Origin of the sequence: Microbacterium sp. BF1 (assembly GCF_019279095.1) — a bacterium.
Classification (GTDB): domain Bacteria; phylum Actinomycetota; class Actinomycetes; order Actinomycetales; family Microbacteriaceae; genus Microbacterium; species Microbacterium maritypicum.
Genome location: NZ_JAGYWT010000360.1, coordinates 1 through 2,591 on the forward strand (window position 1 = coordinate 1; position 2,591 = coordinate 2,591).

General features: G+C 69.4%; 2 protein-coding genes and 2 pseudogenes. 2 read left to right on the forward strand and 2 right to left on the reverse strand.

The features are described 5' to 3' along the window. Nucleotides 1–123 (forward strand): annotated as a pseudogene (locus KZA10_RS12050) (helix-turn-helix domain-containing protein); the annotation flags it as partial. An 18-nt stretch (nucleotides 124–141) separates the two neighbouring features. Here the strand turns inward: KZA10_RS12050 and KZA10_RS12055 are convergent. Beyond that, nucleotides 142–1,011 (reverse strand): annotated as a pseudogene (locus tag KZA10_RS12055) (LacI family DNA-binding transcriptional regulator); the annotation flags it as partial. A gap of 60 nt (nucleotides 1,012–1,071) precedes the next feature. On the opposite strand from KZA10_RS12055, the gene KZA10_RS12060 reads away from it, so the two are divergent. Beyond that, nucleotides 1,072–2,310, forward strand: a complete 1,239-nt coding sequence (locus KZA10_RS12060) for an MFS transporter (protein WP_218682995.1) — start codon at nucleotides 1,072–1,074, stop codon at nucleotides 2,308–2,310. A 3-nt stretch (nucleotides 2,311–2,313) separates the two neighbouring features. Here KZA10_RS12060 and KZA10_RS12065 read toward each other — a convergent pair. Next, nucleotides 2,314–2,591 (reverse strand): response regulator transcription factor (locus tag KZA10_RS12065; RefSeq protein WP_218682994.1); only part of this gene is annotated, 278 nt, incomplete at its 5' end.

The window sequence follows — 2,591 nt, forward strand, 5'->3', positions numbered from 1 at the left end:
GTCGCGGTCGCGGCGAAGATGTTCATGGTCTCGCCGCCTACGGCCCGCAAATGGGCGGCGAGATTCCGCGCCGAAGGACCGGCCGGGATGATCGACCGCTCCAGTCGTCCGAGGTCGATGCCCGCCCACGTCGAAACCGGCCACGGAGAGATCTTCGGGCACGCGCAGCCCGAGTTCCTCCGCCGCGCGGATCACCCCCACGGCGAGCAGGTCGCTCTGTGCGAGCACGGCGGTCGGTCGAGTGGCGGGGTCCGTCAGGAGCATCCTGCCGACCAGCACCCCCTCGTCGATGAGGCTGCCGGATGCCGAGATCGCCGGGGCGTCGGGGAACACCTGGCGCATCCCCTCGAGTCGATGCACGGTGACGTCGACGGTGGCGTTCGCGATCCGCTCCGGGCTCACCGCGGCCCGCTCCCGCTCGCTGTCGAGCGGGAGCGTGACCAGGGCGACATCGCGGTGGCCGAGATCGTGAACGTGTCGCGCGACGTCGGCGGAGGCGGCGACGTTATCCAGGGTGATGCGCGGGATCTCCCCTCCGGCATCGCCTTCGATCACGACGACAGGCAGACCACGACCGACGACCACTTCGAGCGAGGCCTTCGTCCGCCCGGAGCAGCCGATCAGCACGAAGGCATCGACGGGTGCGTGCGTGATCGCGGCACCCTCCTCCCCCGGCTCGTCCCGCATCAGAAGGATGCCGGCGCTGAGGTCGGCGAGCCCGTCGGTGAGCCCGTCCATCATGGCCGTGGTCACCAGGTCGAGGAATGCGGCGCGCAGATGCCCTTCGAGAACGACGGCGACGATGCCGCTGCGTCCGCGGCGCAGGGATGCCGCGCGAGGATCCGGACCGGCGTAACCGAGGTCGGCAGCGGCGGCGAGCACACGCTCCCGTGTGGCAGCCGCCACGTTCGCCTTGCCGCTGAAGACGACCGAGGCGGTGGATGTCGCCACGCCCGCCTCGCGTGCGACGTCGGCGATCGTGGGCCGACGCGGCGTCTCCTGACTGCTCATACTTCGAGGATAGCTCCCTTCGCTTCCCTCGGGTCGAATCGATTCGATAGGCTGTCCGACATGGAAACAGCCCTCTCCCGTTCGCAGTTCGTGCGCTGGCGCGCCGCGATCTTCGCCATCTTCCTCGCGAGCGGCCTCTCGATCGCGACCTGGGCGTCACGCGTCCCCGGGATCAAAGAGGCGCTGGGTCTGGACAACGCGCAGGTCGGTCTCATCCTTCTCGGCATGGGCGTGTCGTCGATCGTCGGCATCTCGACGGGCCCGGCCGTGATGGCGCGCCTGGGTGCTCGACGCGGGATGCTGCTGACGATGCTGACGTTCGCGCTCGGCATCGTGCTCGTCGGTCTGGGCGCCAACGTCTTCGGTTCGGTCCCCGTCGTCCTCATCGGCATGGTGCTCTTCGGCTTCGGCAACGGATCGGTCGACGTCATGATGAACGTCGAGGCGACCGCGATCGAACAGCAGATGGGCCGGACGATCCTCCCGGTCTTCCATGCGTTCTTCAGCTTCGGCACGGTCATCGGCGCGGGGATCGGCGCCCTCGCGGCGCGGCTCACGATCGACGTCGCCACCCACGCCGCGATCATGGGCGCACTGATCGCCGTGATCGCCGTCGTCTGCTTCTTCCAGGTGCCTGTGCGCGAGGCCGCCCTCGACCCGGCGCCGCACGAGAAGCCGGCGTTCCGCGCACGCATGCACACCGCGCTCGAAGCCTGGCGCGAACCACGCACCTACCTGATCGGCGTGGTCATGCTCGGCATGTCGTTCGCCGAGGGCGGCGCCAACGACTGGATCGCCCTGGGCACAGAACAGGGTCACGGCTTCGCCGAGGGCACCGGCGCCGTCTCGCTCGCCGTGTTCTCGGTCGGCATGACCGTCGTGCGCCTGTTCGGCGGACCCCTCGTCGACCGGTTCGGACGCGTCCTGGTGCTGCGCGTTCTCGCGGTGGCGGCGGCCTCGGGCATCCTGCTGTTCATCCTCGCTCCCACCTTCCCGCTCGTGCTCGTCGGGGCGGCGCTCTGGGGTATCGGCGCATCGCTCGGCTTCCCTCTGGGAATGTCCGCCGCGGCGGACGATCCCGCTAAGGCGGCAGCCCGGGTGAGCGCTGCGGCCACGATCGGCTACATCGCGTTCCTCGGCGGACCGCCCGTCCTCGGAATCATCAGCGAGCACATCGGCCTGCTGAACACCCTGTTCATCCTGGTCGCTCTGGTCGTGACGTCCGGACTGTTCTCAGGTGCAGCGCGTCCGCTGCGCGAAGACGAGAAGATCCCGGTCACGACGGCGTCACAGGACTGACGTTCAGCCCTCGCGACCCCGCACGAGGGCTGCAGCGTGCGAGCGGCTGCGCGCTCCGAGTTTGGTGAGAACGTTCGAGACATGCGTCTTGACCGTGGGCACCGAGATGCGCAGCCTCGCGGCGAGCTGGGCGTTGGACCACCCCTGCAGTATCCCGTCGAGCACCTCCTGCTCCCTCACCGTCAGGTCGGAGAACTCCCCCCGACGCGAGACGGGCACCGACGGCATCGGACTCTGGGCGACCGCGGCGAGCGCGCGTCGGGTCACCCGCGGATCCAGCG